The organism is Demequina aestuarii, from assembly GCF_000975095.1.
Classification (GTDB): Bacteria; Actinomycetota; Actinomycetes; order Actinomycetales; family Demequinaceae; genus Demequina; species Demequina aestuarii.
In genome coordinates, this window is sequence record NZ_BBRD01000001.1 from 2283628 (window position 1) to 2298496 (window position 14869).

Consider the following 14869-nt stretch of genomic DNA (forward strand, 5'->3'; position numbering starts at 1 on the left):
GCCAAGAAACGCTCGATAGAGTCGCGCAAACCACGATCACTCACATGGATTCGCTGGCATGCTGGTGCGCGAAGGAGGCCACATGCCCGTCCCCGAGCCGCCCGCCCGCGCCGCCGCGCCCCTCTCCGTTCTCATGTGCCGACCGACGTACTTCACGGTGTCGTACCGCATCAATCCGTGGATGAACCCGGACCACCCCACCGACACGACGCGCGCGATCGCGCAATGGGAGACGCTGGTCGCGACCTACCGAGAGCTGGGCTTCGCGGTGGACTTCATCGAACCCGAGCCGGGGCTGCCGGACATGGTGTTCGCCGCCAACGGCGGCACGGTGGTGGACGGCATGGCGTATACCGCGAACTTCGCCCATCCTCAGCGGCGTCCCGAGGCGGCCGCCCACGAGCGCTGGTTCGCCGCCGCGGGCCTCGAGGTGGTGCGCTCCGTCGAGGTGAACGAAGGCGAGGGTGACTTCCTCGTCGTGGGCAACATGATCCTCGCGGGCACGGGCTTCCGCTGCTCGACCGCCGCTCACGACGAGGTCGCGAGACTGGTGCGGCACGAGGTCGTGCCGTTGACCCTCGTGCGCGAGGACTACTATCACCTCGACACGGCGCTCGCCGTGCTCGACGCCCGCCCAGGGGCCGAGCAGATCGCGTACCTGCCCAGCGCGTTCGACGACGCCAGCCTGGCCGAGCTGCGCCGTCGATTCCCGGACGCCATCGAGGCATCCGAAGAGGATGCCGCCGTGTTCGCCCTCAACGCAGTCTCCGACGGCCTCCACGTCGTCACCGCTCACGGCGCGACGCGGTTCCACGCGCAGCTCTCCTCCCGGGGATTCGTGCCCGTCGGCATCGACCTCTCCGAGCTGCTGCTCGGTGGAGGCGGAGTCAAGTGCTGCACTCTCGAGGTGCGGCCCGCCTCCATGGCGCGTGAGGCGGCGGCCTGACGACCACCCCGCCCGCGCATCGGCCGCGGACGCTGAGCGCCTCGCCGCAACTAGGCTGACGCCTGTGATTCTCGAGACCCTGTGGCGCTGGCGCGTCGCGCTCATGGCCACGGGCGTGGGACTGCTCGCCGCAATGATGCGGTTCCTCGGCCTGGGATACCCCACGGACCTGGTGTTCGACGAGGTGTTCTACGCCCGCGGCGCTTACTCGCTGGTGACGCTGGGGTTCGAGGGCGACTGGGGCGGCGACAACCAGGACTTCGCGAATGGCGACTACTCGCAGCTGTCGTCCGCCGGCGACTACGTCGTGCACCCGCTGATCGGAAAGCTGCTCATCGGGGTCGGGATCGAGATGTTCGGGCCCACACCGTTGGGGTGGCGGTTCATGGGGGCGCTGCTCGGCACTGTGACGGTGGTGATCGTGGCGCTGGTGGCGCGCCACCTCCTGCACTCGACGCTGTGGGGAGCCGTCGCGGGCGTGCTGCTCGCCATCGACGGCGTCCACGTGGTGCTGTCGCGAGCCGCGCTACTCGACATCTACCTCACCTTCTTCGTGGTCGGCGGCTTCGCACTGCTGGTCGTGGACCGCAGCCGCACCCGGCGGCGCCTCGAGGCCAGGGCCGATGCGGCGAGAGCCGAGCAGGGCCAGTCCCCGGGAAGCCTGCTCGCCGGACTGGGGCCCCGGACGGGAATCCGGTGGTGGCGGCTCGCCGCGATCGTGTCGCTGTCGCTGTCGGTCGGCGTCAAATGGTCGGGCCTGTGGTTCATGGCGGCCTTCCTGGTGCTGTCCGTCGTGGTCGACATGGTGGACAGGCGGGAGATCGGCGTCGAACGCTGGTTCATGGGCGCGTTCGTCCGAGCAGTGCCGGCGTTCCTGGTGACGGTGGCGGTGCTGCCTGCCGTGTACCTCGCCTCATGGCTGCCGTGGTTCCGCTCGGAGGAGTCCTACGGGCGCCGGTGGGCGGAGGAGCATCCGGGCGAAGGCGTCACGTGGCTGCCGGACTCGTTGCGGTCCCTCGTGCAGTACCACCATCAGATGTGGGACTTTCATCGCACCCTCGACTCACCGCACAACTACGAGTCGAACCCCTTCCTCTGGCTCCTGCAATGGCGCCCCACCGCGTTCCACTTCGACGACGCCCCCGATGCGGCCTGCGGCGCCGAGAGGTGCGTCACCGCGATCCACGCGATCGGCCACCCCATGATCTGGTGGGCCGGCGTGATCGTGCTGCTATTCGCGCTGTGGCGAGTCGTGCGCCGCGGAGACATGCTCGCGGCGACGCTCGCGGTGGGCGTGCTCGCGGGCTGGGTGCCATGGCTGCCGTATGCGCACCGCACGATCTTCGGCTTCTACACCGTGTCCATCGCGCCGTTCATGGTGCTGCTGCTGGTGTGGGGACTCGCCCGCCTCGCCCAACCCTCCCGCCTGCACGGGGGCTGGTCTCGCACCGGGTCGCTCGTCGCGGGCGCGTTCGTCGCCGTGGCACTCATCATGGCCGGCTTCTTCGCGCCCATCTGGACGGGAGTGCCCATCCCGTTCGAATACTGGCAGGTCCACATGTGGTTGCCGAGCTGGGTGTGAGCTGACAGGGGTGCGCCGTGGCCGCGCGCCGCGCGCGCACCTCTGACACGATGAGCCGTATGACTCGTGAAGCGGGTGCGCGCGGTCCGGGGCGTGCGGCGCCAGCAGGGGCCGCAGCGGCGTCACGCAGTGGCGACGACGGCGCGCCCGCCTGGATCCATCGGTTCGTCTGGCGATCACTCTGGAAGACGGTCGCCGTCGGCATCATCGCGACGCTCGGGATCCTGATCTTCATCGAGATCAGGCACGTGCTCGCGGTGCTCGTCATCTCACTGTTCTTCGCGCTCGCCATCATCCCCGGCGTCGAGGCGCTCACGACCCGCTACCCGCTGCGTCGGGGGGCCGCCGTCGGCATCATCTTCTTGGCCGCCACCATCGCGCTGGTCCTGATGATCGCGTTCCTGGTCCCCGCGATCGTGACGCTCGCCGAGCAGCTCAGCTCCCGGCTCGTCGGGTGGATGGCCGATCTCGATCGCTTCTCGCGGGGGGTGATCGACCAAGACGCCGCAGTCGACGCGGCGTCCCCGCTCCTGCACGCCATTCAGCAGTGGGGAGACAACATCTTCGGAGTGCTCTCGTCAGGACTCGGGCTCGCCTTCGACGTCTTCACGATCCTCACCTTCACCTTCTACTTCGCCGCAGACTTCCCTCGGCTGATGCGCGCCGTGATGAGGCGCATCCCGCCGGAGCGACAGCAGTTCGTGCAATGGCTGGCACGCACCTCGATCGAGCAGACGGCCGGCTACTTCTACTCGCGGCTGCTGCTGATGTTCATCTGCGGCACTGGCGCACTGTTCGTCATGCTGCTCGCGGGCCTGCCCCTGGTGTACGCCATGCCTCTCGCCCTGTTCATGGGATTCACCTCGGAGTTCATCCCCTTCATCGGCACGTACCTGGGCGCCATCCTCCCCTCGATCGTCATGCTCGCGGTCCAGGGAGTGCTCCCCACCTTGATCCTGCTCGCCTACGTCGTGATCTATCAGCAGGTCGAGAACTACGTGCTGAATCCCAAGCTGTCGTCGAAGACGATGGAGCTCAATGGCGCGGTGGCGTTCGGAGGCGCGATGGTCGGCGCCGCGATAGCAGGACCTATGGGTGCGTTCATGGCGCTCCCGGTGGCGGCGCTGATCACCGTGCTCGTCACCCACAGTGGCCGCACGTATCCCCTGGCGGAGGACGGCGACGCTCACGAGGCCCCGGCCTGACTGAGACGCCACGACGCCGGCGACCGTTCCCCGCGGGGTGGTCGCCGGCGTCGTGGCGTGATGGAGAGTGTGGGGCTAGGCCACCGCGAGGATGTCGACCACGAACACGAGCGTCGAACCTGGCGGGATGGGGTCACGGTCCTGCTCGCCGTAGCCCAGTTCCGGCGGGACCACGAGCAGCACCTGGCTGCCGACGGTCTGGCCCGCGAGCCCGTCCGTCCAGCCCTGGATGAGCTGACCCTCCTGGAAAGCGAACAGCGAGGGCTCACTGCGGTCCCACGACGAGTCGAACTTCTCGCCGTCCCAGATCCATCCGGTGTAGTGCGCGACGACGGTGTCACCGAGCTCGACGACCTCACCGTCGGCCGGTCCCTCGATGAGCTGCTGGACCACGAGCTCGGTGGGCATCTCTGCGTCGCCGATCTCGACCGACGGCGCACCCGTCTCCTCGTCGAGAGTCACGCTCGGGACGCCCTCGGCCGGATCCACTGCCTCGCCCTCGGCGCGGTCGAGGGGGTCGATCACGTCAGTGATGGTCATCGCCATGAAGATCGCCGCGTTCGGGGTGTCCGTGGCGGTCTGGTCGATGGTGGCGAAGATCACGTCCGAGCCGACGGACGAGCCCGCGAGGGCGTTGTAGAGGGCGGGCTCGAGCGACGTCTCCGAGACGAGCAGCGACTCCGGCGCCTCGGACTCGTAGGTCGAGAACAGCTGCGACCCATCCGTGCCGGAGGTGATGGTGTAGTTGACGGTCACGACCTGGCCGGACTCGACGGCGGCACCGTCGCCATCCTCGACGATGCGGGTGGCGGTGCCGGAGACGGTGCTGGGGGTCGCGACGGTCAGGGTCGGGATGCCCTCGTCGTCTTCCTCCCACGTGATCTCGTCGAGCATCGCGACGTCCTCGGCCGCTCCGAAGTCAGTGGCGTCGCCACCTGCCCCGGCGCTGGTGGTCGGCGTGGGCGACTCGCTCGCATCGTCATCAGACCCGGAGGCGCAGCCCGCCAGGACGAGCGTGGCCGCTGCGACGGCGGCGATGGGCAGGTGCTTCTTCACGCGGGGGTACTCCTCGAATCAGGGGGCAGGTCGGCGCCCGCCACCGTATCCCACGGCCCGGACGCATTGGGACAACCCCTGGCATGCAGGAAACGTTCCCGGCATCAGTCCATGCCACGCGGCCCGAACAGGCGCGACAGCACGATCGCGGAGCGGGTCGAGTCCACCTGCGTCGCGAGGCGCACCTTCTCGAGAGCCACCTCGAGGTGGGGAGGATTGCGCGCACGGATGCGAACGATCGCGTCGGCACTGCCGGTCACCGTGAACGCCTCATCGACGTCCGGGATGCCGCTGAGGACGCGCCGCAGCTCGTGCGGGGCGACCGTGCCGCGACAGAACAGCTCGACGTACGCCTCCGTCGAGCGCCCGTCGATCTCGGGGTCGATGAGGACGGTGAATCCCTGGATCACACCGTCCGCGATCATCCGATCCATGCGTCGCTTGACCGCGGACGGCGAGAGCCCCACCCGGTCGCCCATCTCGGCGTAACTGGCCCGAGCATCGTCCCTCAGAAGTGCGAGGATGCTCCTGTCGAGCTCGTCGATGGCCATCAGGCCTCCCTCTTTCGCCGGATTCTTGCGTCCAACCTCGAGAATACGCATGCGACCCGCGTCTGAGTCAAGACTTCCGCACGATCTGGTTGGCACACTGGGGAGACGAGGCGACTAGACGAAGGGGTCCAGGCCTGTTTTCAACGTCTGGGAGGGCGACATGGTGCAGTTCGTAGGGGTTCCGCAGATGCGGGCGTGGGTATCCGAGGCCGGACCGGAGCGTATCATCGCCGGGCTGACCGAAGCGGTCGAGCAAGATCTGCTGCACTGGCGGCGATTCGACAAGATCCCCCGAGTCGCCTCCCATTCTCCGGTGGGGGTCATCGAACTGATGCCCACCTCCGACGGCTCTCTCTACGCGTTCAAGTACGTCAACGGCCACCCGTCGAATCCGTCGCGCGGCCTGCAGACGGTGACCGCATTCGGCATGCTCGCCGACGTCCAGACGGGCTACCCCCTGCTGATCTCGGAGATGACGGTGCTGACCGCCCTCCGCACAGCCGCAACCTCCGCCGTCGCGGCCCGGGCTCTCGCGCGACCGGACTCGCGCGTCCACGCGCTCATCGGGGCCGGCAGCCAGTCGGAGTTCCAGGCCATCGCAATCCGCGCGGCGCTGGGCATCGACACGGTGCGCGTGTGGGACACCGACCCCGCCGCCCTCGCCAAGTTCGAGCGCAACGCCCGTGGTCTGGGCTTCGACGTTCACCTCGCGTCGTCGGCGGCCGACGCGGTCGCCGGGGCCGACATCGTCACGACCTGCACGGCCGACAAGTCGAACGCCCACGTGCTCGACGCGTCCATGGTGGCACCGGGCACCCACATCAACGCGATCGGCGGCGACTGCCCGGGCAAGACCGAGCTGGACGTCGAGATCCTGCGCGGCGCCGCGATCATCGCCGTCGAGTTCGAGCCGCAGACGCGCATCGAGGGTGAGATCCAGCAGCTCTCGCCGAACCACCCGGTCTCCGCACTGTGGGACGTGCTCGCAGGCGCGGCCTCAGGGCGCACGGCCGATGCAGACATCACCGTCTTCGACTCCGTGGGCTTCGCGATGGAGGACTTCTCCGCGTTGCGGTACCTGCGCGACTCGGTCGCCGGCACGCACTGGGTCGAGGAGATTGACATCGTCGCCGAGCCCGAGGACCCCAAGGACTTGTTCTCGCTCGCCGTCGCGCCGATCCTGACGCACTAGTTCAGGGCCGAGGCGCCGCCGCTGGCGGCGTGGGCCTGCCCGCCCACGCCGCCAGCGTGGCGATGCCCCAGAACAGCAGGTCCACCGCCGCCGACCACACTCGACTCAGCAGCACCACGAGCGCCGCGGTGGGCGCGGGCAGCACGATCAGCAGCAGCACCAGCTGCGTCGCGTCCCTGGTGCCCAGCCCGCTGGGGACCAGCGGAGTCAGGATGCCGACCACGCCGGCGAAGCCGAACGCCCCCACGAGGAACATCAGATCCGCAACGCCCACGTCGGGCACGACCGACCGCATGAGCAGCGCGTACGCGAGGCCCGAGAGCAGGGCGCCGCCGCCGTACAGCGCCAGCGAGTCGCGTACGACCGGCCACCCGACGGGAGACGGCGTGCCGCGGCGCAGCATGCGGAACCCGAGCGCGAGCAGTCGGTTGAACACCGGCGGCGTCATCGCCACGAACCCGGCGATCGCGCACAGCGCGACGATCAGCCGGAGCGCGGGCGACACCTCGCCGATGCGCGGGTCGAGGGCGAGCAGCGCGAGCGAGACCGTGCCGACAGCCACCACCTGCGCCGCGGCCTCCACCAATGTCGACACTGCGAGACGGGACTTCGAGATCCCCTGCTCGGCGGCGAGATAGATCTTGCCCGCGATCCATGGCACCGTGCCCGGGATGTAGCGGGCGAGCCACGCCCGCGCGTAGATGTCCGCCAGCACTCGCAGCGACGGAAGCTGGCGCGCACCCAGCCGCGACAGCACGACCGCCCACACCACGACGCCGAGGTACCTGAACGCGAGCGCGAGCGCCGTCGCCGCGGCGATCCAGCCCCACCCCAGGCTGACGCCTTCCAGATCCGTCCAGTCGATGGCCCAGACGAACCACCCGAATGCCACGACGATCGCCGCGTAGAACACTCCCTTGAGCACCGTGACCGACCGTCGTCGGGGACTCCCGGCGGCCATCGACGCGGGATCGCCGCCCATCTCCGGCTCGCCGCCCGCGTCCGCGCTCACGTCGTCGCCGCCGCGAGCGCCGCCGCCAGGTCACCGCGCAACGTCTCGCGCATGGCGCCGATGCGCTCGCGGGTCCGCGCGTGCTGCTCGCCGTCCGCCTCGACGGCGGAGACCATCGCCGTCAGGTCGGCCAGCGCATCGGGCTCGAGCAGGCGTTCGATGGGCCGCGTGTAGGCCTCCGCTCCCAGCTGCTCGGCATAGAGCCGGCCCTTGTCGACGTAGTAGTACGTCACGGTGGGAACGCCCACGGATGTGGCGACGATCCCGGCGTGCAGCCGCAGGGCGACCATCACGTCGGCGCGAGCGATCACGGAGCGCAGCTCTTCCGGCCCCAGCTCGTCGTCGGCGAGCACGTGGACGCGATCGGGCCGTGCCGCCCGCTCCCGCAGCTCGCGGGCATACTCCGGGTCCTCGCCCATGTGCATGGGGACCAGCACCACTGCCCCGTGAGACTGCACCAGGGCGTCGATCGCGCTCACCACCGTGCCCCCAAGCGACAGGGCCTGCGCCGACGGCCCCTGCCCGGTGCGCCACCGATGCGGCAGCCACCCACCCTCGCGGTAGTGGAACCACCGCCGTGGAGCGAGCACCGCGAAGCGCTCGAACGGGACGTGCTGGCGCGGCTCTGGCCGCGCATCGGCCGCATAGACGGCGCAGTCGTAGCTCGCCGTCACGACACCCGGAGGCACGCCCCAGGACTCGAGCAGCGCGCGCGACTGAGCGTCGCGGGTCAGGAACGCGCGGGTGCGGGCAACGGTACGGGCGATCAGCCGACGGCTGGAGCGCGCGCTCGTGCGCCCGATGCCCTGAAAAGTGCCGACCACGCGCGGGTTGGCGAGGCTCACACCGCGCATCTTGACGGCCCAGTACCAGACGCCCAGCCTGTTCGTGTAGTCCTTCAGCAGCTCGCCCCCGCCCCACAGCACCACGTCCGCGCGGCGTGCGGCCCGCATCAGGCGCAGCAGGTCGAGCGGGTTCAGCGAGTGAATGTTCTGCGGCAGCACGTCGACGCCGTACCAGTCGCGGTCGCGCTCGGCGTGCTGAGAGATCAGCGTGATGCGGGCATGGGGGTCCAGGTCACGCACGAGCGCGACCAGGCCGGCGGCGATCGCGCGGTCCCCGCGGTTCGCCGCCAGGTCCGAGTTCACGACCAGCACTCTCACGCGCGCCATCCTCCCACGTGCGCCGCGGCCCTGAGCGTGTCCAGCATGGTGGGCGCGAGCGCCTCCCAGGTGAGCGCGCCGGCCAGGTCGCGAGCGGCCGCGACCGCCTGATCGCGCTCGCGATCGCCGCGCCCCATCACCGCGATGAGCGCGCTCGCGAGGGCGGCGGCGTCGCCGGCCGGCACCACCGTTCCCGCATCGGTGCCTGCGAGGAGTTCGTGCACGCCGGAGGCGTCGCTCACGACGAGAGCCGCGCCCCGCCCGAGCGCCTCGAGCGCGGCCACCGGCAGTCCGTCCGCGTCTCCGTCCACCGCCACGACGGACGGCACCGCGACCACCGCGGCCTCGGCCTCGAGCGCCGCCTTGGCGTCTCCCGTGACGTAGCCGCGGAAATCGACGCCGGCGAGTCCGGTCGCGGCCTGCTCGAGCCTTTCGCGCCATGGCCCGTCTCCACCGATCAGGAGTCGTGCGTCCGGCACGGCGGCGCGCACCGCTGACCACGCATCGAGAAGCACGTGGATGCCCTTCTTCTCGACCAGGCGAGCGATCACGGCCACGGTGTGGGGATCGGGAACGGGCGCGTCGGCCGAGGGAGGGGCGGGCTTCTCGATGCCCATGGGCGACGCGACGATTGCGCGCTCCAGCGCGTGACGTTCCGCGCCCTCGAAGAACGCGAGCAGCTTGGCGGCTGTCTGCCGGCTCACGGCCGTCACGGCTGCCGCCCGGCGCGTGACGCGGCGCACGACGCGCGTTCCCAGCGGACCGAGCCTCCGGAGCACCGCGACGTCGGAGGCGTGCGTGGTGACGACGAACGGCACTCGCGCGCGTCGCGCGACCGAGGCCGCGACGATCGCCTGCGGCGTGAACCAGTGGGCGTAGATGACGTCCGGGCGTTGGCTGGCGACGGCTCGCCGGAGGGCTCGACGCTCGCCGGCGACGAGCAGGGGGATGACGGCGGCCAGCGACCGGCGGGCCGCGATGGCCGGCATGATGCCGCGCGCGGTGAGCACTTCGAGCCGAGAAGGTGCGTAGCGGAACCGGTCCTGGGTGACGCGGCCGTCCTCCGACTCCTCGCATGGCCAGGAGAGACCGCGTGAGGATGGCGTGTGGGGCGCGAGGATGCGAACGGTGAGCGTGGGATCCGCGGCCGCGAGCGACAGCGCCTGGTCGAGAACGAAGCGCGGAACGGCGTCGTCGCCATGCGCGGGCACGGTCGATGCCACCACCAGGACGTCCACGGAGCCCACGCTAGCGGGTGGGCGCGTCAGCCCAGGCGGATGAACTCGCGCACGTCGTCGGCGGGCAGCGCATCGGCCGTCGCCGTGACCTCCATCGACTCGAGGTCGAGCGGTTCGCCGATGGTGGTGAGGAAGGCGGTGTCGGCGGCGTCGCGGCCGGTCGCGATGCGCACCATCGTCTGGCGCGGCGCAAGCGTCGTGGCATCCACCGCCCACCACTCGCCGTCGACGAGTGCCTCGGCGACCGCGTGGAAGTCCATGGGCGACAGCCCGGGAGCGTAGACCGACACCAGCCGGGCGGGGACGTCCATGGCGCGCAGCATCGCGATCACCAGGTGCGCGAAGTCACGGCACACGCCCCGGCGGGTCATGTACGTCTCGGCTGCACCGTCGGTGGGCCGGGAGGATCCAGAGATGTACGCGAGCTGCGTGCCCACCCAACTGCCCACGAAGGACACGAGGTCGAGCCCGGAGCGCCCGCCCGCCTCGGCCACGGCCGTGGGGGTCAGCGTGTCCGACTCGCAGTACCTGCTGGGGCGCAGGTACTCGATGAGGTCCATGTCGCTGACCGGCGCCGGTTGCGACTGGCCCTGGACGGTGGCGCGGTACTGCACGTCGACCGCACCCTCAGTGACGTCGCACGTGTGCAGGCGCGTCCCGTGCTTGTCGGTCACCTCGGTGATGGCGAGCTCTCGTCCGTCCTGGACGACCACCAGTGACTCGTCCGCTCGTTCCTTGTCCGCCACCGCGATGGACAGCACCAGGCGTGCGGGACCGGAGGCGGACAGGCTGAGGGAGGAGGTCACGTCGCGTCGCATGCCTGCATCGTCTCACCTCACGTCGCGTGGCGGGGCAGCCGCGGCCATGACGAGCATGTTGGCTCTGGTGGGCCCTTCTCCCTAGAATCACGCACGGTGCACGGTCACGATCCGCTGCACGAGGCTGTCCGGCCACAAGGAGGGAGCGCTCGCCATGAGTGCCCGCGAGGAACCCATGCTCTCCGGTGTTCCTCGCATCCCACCAGCCGTCATCGACCGCCCTCGTCTGCGCACTCGGCTCGACGGTCCCGCTCCACTGATCGTCATCCGCGGACCTGGTGGCTCTGGCAAGACCACGCTCGCCGCACAGTGGGCCACCCGACCGGCACCGGAAGCTCACGAGACGGTGGTGTGGGTCACTCCCGACGGCGGCTCCCAGTCCCGCGCCGGCTTCTGGATGAGGGTGCTGTCGCAGCTCCACGTCATGGGGCTCGTCGAGCACGGCGCATTCGAGCGAGAGATGGTCGCGCTGGCGGATGACGCAGGGATCGCCGTCGAGGTCCTGCGCAGAACCCTCGGCGCTCGCGCGACAGCCGTCACGCTGGTGCTCGACAACGTGGGATCGTCGCAGCCAGACACGTTCTGGAATGCGGTGTGCGGCGACATGGTCGACGCCGTGCGCTCCCTCGTGACCGTGCGGTTCATCGCCGTGGGACGGTTCCCCACTCCGCTCGAGGCGCCCGTGGCGCGAGCTTCCGTCGAGGTCGAGGTCATCGATGGGGAGGCGCTGGCGCTCACACCCGATGAGACCCGTGCCATCGTGGACCATCACGGGGCGTTCCTCGACGACGCGGGCCGGCGAGCGGTGTGCGCACTGCCCTCCGCGATCTGGCCGATGGCGCTGCGGTACACGCTCGAGATGCTCCGCCGGTCGCCAGAACGCGCGCGAGACCTGGGGCGGCCCGGCGCCACGCTGCCGCTGCTCGACGTTGCACGGCAGGACGTCCTGGGCGGGGTGAGAGACCCGGAGATCCTCGACTTCCTGGGCGCGACGGCGCTCAGCCCCGTCGTCGATGTCGACTTCGCGACGCGGCTCACGGGGCGCGCAGACGCACAGGAGCTCCTCGACACACTCGAGCAATCGGGTGCCGGGCACTGGAGTCACTCCGAGGACGGCACCGCATCGTTCCGGTACAGCGAGTACGTGCGCGCCGTCGCTGCCGCGGAGTTCGCCACCCGGCATCCGGAGCGCCTCAAGCGCCTTCACGCACGGATCGCACGGTGGTTGCACGACGAGCGCGGCGAGAAGCTCGCGGCCCTCGAACACGCGGTCCAGGCGAAGGACCTCGAATACGCGTCGCACGTACTGCTGCGGATCTACCCCATGAGCGATGAGGACCGTGCCCATGTAGGCGCGCTGCTTGACGAGATCCCCGCACACCACATCCACCGTCACCCCCTTCTCGCGCTGCGCTACGCACTCATCCTCAATGCGCGCGAAGGCACCCAGCCGCGCGCGATCGAGTACCTCATCTCATCGAGCACAGTCGGAAGGCTCCGCGCATCGTCTGTGCCGGAGGGAGAGCGGGCGATCCGCACGGGCATCGAAAGCGCAGTCTGGCGGCTGCTCGGCCACGACAAGCGCATGGCCACGCGCGCTGACGAGACCGTCACCGCCATGGAGCACGCACTGAGGGCCGAGGACAGGGATGAGTCGCTCGAATGGGCGTCCCTGCAGGCGCTCCACCACTGTGGGATCAGCCTGATGTATGCCGGCGAGCATGCTCGGGCTCGCGACGCGATGTCGCTCTTGGACGAGGTGTCGCGCCGGCGGCAACGGGCGGCCTTCGTCAACGCCGCGCACTGTGGACTGGCGATGATCGCGGTCCTGCGGGGCGAGTTCGCCACCGCGACAGACCACCTGGATCAGATCGACGTCGCTGCATGGCCCGCGCCGTGGGCCACCGGCTACATGTCCTCCCTGGGGTACATCGCGCAGGCATGGGTCCATGTCAACGCCGGCCGCCCGGCTGATGCGTTGGCAGTGCTCGACGTGCTCGCACCGCACGAGGCCACCATTGAGCACTGGGACCTCATGCTCGGGGCACGGGTGTTGGCCGAAGCCATGGCCGGCCGCGTCCACGAAGCGCAGTTCGTGCTGGAGAGCACCCGCAGCGCACGGGTGTCGCGCCGCACCATGGCCTCGACGAAGGCCCGTCTGGCGATTCTCGAGGGCTTGGTGAACGTCGCCGTCGGAACCCCGCGCGCGAACGCCAAGGCCGTGGCGGGTACCGCTGCTGCGCCGTTGGGACACTCCTTGGATGCAATCGTCGCGGTGCGCAATGGAGCGAGCGCCGATGCCCATGCGCAGCTCGCGGAAGCGGAGTCGACGGCTGCGAGCCCGTTGGACGAGGCGTTCGTTGCGGTCGCTGGAGCCATCGTCGCGACCCGGGGCTCCTCGGGCCTGACCCTGGAGCGCTACCGGGCCCGGCTTCGCGTGCTCGTCTCCGACCACCACCTTCAATGGCCGTTGGCGGCAGCCCCGCCCAGCGTTCGGGCGACGATCCAGAGTGAGCACACGACTGACGAGGACGGCCAGTGGGAGGCCGCACTTGCCGCGGTGCCGACGATCGTCGCCGACGTCGAGTCCGGGAGCGTCGTCATCCCTCGGCTGACCCCACGCGAGCGCGAGATCCTCCGCGCCATGACCCTGATCGAGAACCGGAACGATCTCGCCGCCCACCTCTTCGTGTCCATCAACACGGTCAAGACTCAGCTGCGGTCGCTGTACACCAAGCTGGGCGTGACCACCCGTGACGAGGCGATCGAGAAGGCGCTGAAGCACGGGCTCCTCGACCGTCCCGATCACCCCGAGGCCTGACCCCATGAGACGAGTCCTGGTGCTGGCCGCGTTGCGCTTCCTCGTGATCGCGGCGGTCACGGCACCGGCCGTGGTCGGCCTGTCGATCATGCTCGGGGACATGGTGGACGACGAGCGCGCACCCCACACCCTCGCCATCGTCGTCAGCGCTGGTTCCGCTGCGGCAGTGATCGCGAATCCGCTGTTCGGGTGGCTCGCCGACATCACGAGCGGCCCGCTCGGACGGCGACGCCCGTGGTTGGTGGGCGGAGCGATCGTGGGCCTCGCCGGCACCATCGCGATGGCGTGGTCGCCCGGACCGTGGTGGCTGGCCGTCTCGTGGGCGGTGACGCAAGCCGCCTACAACGCGTGCTTTGGGGCGCTCAACGGATGGGTCTCGGAGGGACTGGCGCCGGACCTGCGATCGCGCGCGGCCGGGGTGTTCTCCGCTGCCGCCTTCGCCGGAGTCCTCCCCGGGCTTGCGGTGGCGGGCCTGCTCGCCTCGGACGTCACGATGATGCTGCTGGTCATGCCCGCCGTCGCCGTGATCGTCGTCCTCGTGGCCGGCCTCCGTCTCGACGACCCGCCCCGCGCTCCCTCGACTCACGCACGGTCGTGGAGCGATGGCTTGCGCAGTGCCGCCTCAGCAGGGTTCGTCGGAGTCTGGCTGATCCGGTTCGTGTACGCGATCGCGCTGTCCGCGAGCCTGCTGTTCGCGCTGTACCTCTTCACGGAGCGCTGGAACATCGCGCGGACTCCTGCCGTCCAATGGGTGTCCCTCGCGACTTTCGTGGGGACCGTCGGCGTCGTGACCGCGGCGATCTCGCTCACCATCCTGAAGCGCCGCCGACGCGACGATCGGCAACTGCTGGGCGGTGCATACCTCGTGCTCGCAGGCGCACTCGTGGTGTGCGGTCTCGCTCCCACCGTCCAGATCTTCATCGCCACGACGTTCGTCGCCGGCGTCGCGATCGGCATCGGCTACACGTGCACGCGGGCGATCGCGCACGGTCTGCTGCCCCACGACCAGTCGGCATTCGGCCTGGGGATCCTGAACACGGCGACCACTGCCGCCCCCATTGCTGCGCCGTTGCTCGCGAGCGGGCTGCTCGCCGTGGGAGGACACCTGGGCCTGCACGATGCCTACGCAGGAATGCTGGTGCTCCTGGGCGCGATCATGGTGCCCGCGGTGCTGCTGCTCCGGCTGGTGCCCCGCGACGCGGTCGCGCCCGTCGCGCGCGTCACGTAGCCGCGGCGGCTGGCTCGAGCCGGCAGCACCGAGCTCTGGTGGCCATTCCACTCGAGG

Annotated in this window: 12 protein-coding genes; 6 read left to right on the forward strand and 6 right to left on the reverse strand. The window is 70.0% G+C overall.

The window, feature by feature from the left end; genetic code table 11:
• The first annotated feature begins 82 nt into the window (after nt 1-82).
• The 3 genes from ddaH to AOP72_RS10730 all read left to right on the forward strand — a co-directional run bounded on the left by ddaH (nt 83) and on the right by AOP72_RS10730 (nt 3733).
• A complete protein-coding gene (gene ddaH / locus AOP72_RS10720) occupies nt 83-946 on the forward strand; it encodes a dimethylargininase (RefSeq protein WP_062137207.1) in 864 nt (287 codons plus the stop codon).
• A gap of 64 nt (nt 947-1010) precedes the next feature.
• Nucleotides 1011-2528 (forward strand): dolichyl-phosphate-mannose--protein mannosyltransferase, encoded by a 1518-nt coding sequence (locus AOP72_RS10725; RefSeq protein ID WP_062136138.1) that lies wholly within the window; start codon nt 1011-1013, stop codon nt 2526-2528.
• Between the two features lie 59 nt (nt 2529-2587).
• The gene (locus tag AOP72_RS10730; protein ID WP_062136141.1) at nt 2588-3733 is read left to right on the forward strand and encodes an AI-2E family transporter; all 1146 of its coding nucleotides are present in this window, start codon (nt 2588-2590) and stop codon (nt 3731-3733) included.
• Nucleotides 3734-3808: 75 nt separating this feature from the next.
• Here the strand turns inward: AOP72_RS10730 and AOP72_RS10735 are convergent, their stop codons facing one another.
• Nucleotides 3809-4789: an FKBP-type peptidyl-prolyl cis-trans isomerase gene (locus AOP72_RS10735; protein WP_062136142.1), complete on the reverse strand. Its 981-nt coding sequence runs from the start codon at nt 4787-4789 to the stop codon at nt 3809-3811.
• A gap of 104 nt (nt 4790-4893) precedes the next feature.
• Complete coding sequence (locus tag AOP72_RS10740; RefSeq protein ID WP_238581661.1) at nt 4894-5340, reverse strand: Lrp/AsnC family transcriptional regulator; 447 nt, start codon at nt 5338-5340, stop codon at nt 4894-4896.
• A gap of 160 nt (nt 5341-5500) precedes the next feature.
• Here AOP72_RS10740 and ocd point away from each other — a divergent pair, with 160 nt between their 5' ends.
• Nucleotides 5501-6532: an ornithine cyclodeaminase gene (gene ocd, locus AOP72_RS10745; RefSeq protein WP_062136145.1), complete on the forward strand. Its 1032-nt coding sequence runs from the start codon at nt 5501-5503 to the stop codon at nt 6530-6532.
• A gap of 1 nt (nt 6533) precedes the next feature.
• Here the strand turns inward: ocd and AOP72_RS10750 are convergent, their stop codons facing one another.
• Genes AOP72_RS10750 through AOP72_RS10765 form a run of 4 tightly spaced genes read right to left on the reverse strand, consistent with a single transcriptional unit; the run spans nt 6534 to nt 10763 of the window.
• Nucleotides 6534-7544 carry a lysylphosphatidylglycerol synthase domain-containing protein gene (locus AOP72_RS10750; RefSeq protein ID WP_062136148.1) on the reverse strand — a complete coding sequence of 337 codons (1011 nt, stop codon included), beginning with the start codon at nt 7542-7544 and terminating at the stop codon, nt 6534-6536.
• The gene (locus AOP72_RS10755; protein ID WP_193746409.1) at nt 7541-8707 is read right to left on the reverse strand and encodes a polysaccharide pyruvyl transferase family protein; all 1167 of its coding nucleotides are present in this window, start codon (nt 8705-8707) and stop codon (nt 7541-7543) included. Before AOP72_RS10755 ends, AOP72_RS10750 begins: the two co-directional genes overlap by 4 nt.
• Nucleotides 8704-9945, reverse strand: coding sequence for a glycosyltransferase (locus AOP72_RS10760; protein ID WP_062136154.1), 1242 nt, complete (start codon nt 9943-9945; stop codon nt 8704-8706). The genes AOP72_RS10755 and AOP72_RS10760 overlap by 4 nt, the downstream gene beginning before the upstream one ends.
• A 26-nt stretch (nt 9946-9971) precedes the next feature.
• Nucleotides 9972-10763 carry a transglutaminase-like domain-containing protein gene (locus AOP72_RS10765; RefSeq protein WP_062136157.1) on the reverse strand — a complete coding sequence of 264 codons (792 nt, stop codon included), beginning with the start codon at nt 10761-10763 and terminating at the stop codon, nt 9972-9974.
• A gap of 154 nt (nt 10764-10917) precedes the next feature.
• Between AOP72_RS10765 and AOP72_RS10770 the strand changes: the two genes are divergently transcribed.
• Both AOP72_RS10770 and AOP72_RS10775 read left to right on the forward strand, forming a co-directional pair.
• A complete protein-coding gene (locus AOP72_RS10770) occupies nt 10918-13584 on the forward strand; it encodes a helix-turn-helix transcriptional regulator (protein ID WP_062136160.1) in 2667 nt (888 codons plus the stop codon).
• A gap of 4 nt (nt 13585-13588) precedes the next feature.
• The gene (locus AOP72_RS10775) at nt 13589-14812 is read left to right on the forward strand and encodes an MFS transporter (protein ID WP_084631724.1); all 1224 of its coding nucleotides are present in this window, start codon (nt 13589-13591) and stop codon (nt 14810-14812) included.
• Nucleotides 14813-14869: the final 57 nt, after the last annotated feature.

What these genes read in the sequence shown, in the direction of transcription:
- ddaH (WP_062137207.1), top strand. Translation starts at nt 83, where the DNA reads ATGCCCGTCCCCGAGCCGCCCGCCCGCGCCGCCGCGCCCCTCTCCGTT.
- AOP72_RS10765 (WP_062136157.1), bottom strand. Translation starts at nt 10,763, where the DNA reads ATGCGACGCGACGTGACCTCCTCCCTCAGCCTGTCCGCCTCCGGTCCC.
- AOP72_RS10770 (WP_062136160.1), top strand. Translation starts at nt 10,918, where the DNA reads ATGAGTGCCCGCGAGGAACCCATGCTCTCCGGTGTTCCTCGCATCCCA.
- AOP72_RS10740 (WP_238581661.1), bottom strand. Translation starts at nt 5,340, where the DNA reads ATGGCCATCGACGAGCTCGACAGGAGCATCCTCGCACTTCTGAGGGAC.
- ocd (WP_062136145.1), top strand. Translation starts at nt 5,501, where the DNA reads ATGGTGCAGTTCGTAGGGGTTCCGCAGATGCGGGCGTGGGTATCCGAG.
- AOP72_RS10775 (WP_084631724.1), top strand. Translation starts at nt 13,589, where the DNA reads ATGAGACGAGTCCTGGTGCTGGCCGCGTTGCGCTTCCTCGTGATCGCG.
- AOP72_RS10730 (WP_062136141.1), top strand. Translation starts at nt 2,588, where the DNA reads ATGACTCGTGAAGCGGGTGCGCGCGGTCCGGGGCGTGCGGCGCCAGCA.